The organism is Secundilactobacillus silagei JCM 19001 (assembly GCF_002217945.1).
Lineage (GTDB): Bacteria > Bacillota > Bacilli > Lactobacillales > Lactobacillaceae > Secundilactobacillus > Secundilactobacillus silagei.
Window position 1 is genome coordinate 1 of record NZ_BCMG01000042.1, and the last position, 289, is coordinate 289.

The window sequence follows — 289 nt, forward strand, 5'->3', positions numbered from 1 at the left end:
TAGACCTTTGAAAACTGAACAAAGTTTTGTTTCACAAATGTGCAGGGCATATCAGCTTAGGCTGGTATCAAATGTAATTTGCGAAGTCAATTTCGCTAGTAATATTAATGAGTCACAAACAATCATAAAATGAGAGTTTGATCCTGGCTCAGGACGAACGCTGGCGGCGTGCCTAATACATGCAAGTCGAACGCATCCCGCTGAATTGAAGTGCTTGCACTGATTTTCAGCATTGGATGAGTGGCGAACTGGTGAGTAACACGTGGGTAACCTGCCCAGAAGCGGGGGA

Annotated in this window: 1 rRNA gene; it reads left to right on the forward strand. The window is 44.6% G+C overall.

What is annotated here, in order from left to right:
• Nucleotides 1–125: 125 nt before the first annotated feature.
• Nucleotides 126–289, forward strand: a 16S ribosomal RNA gene (locus tag CES79_RS12445); the annotation flags it as partial.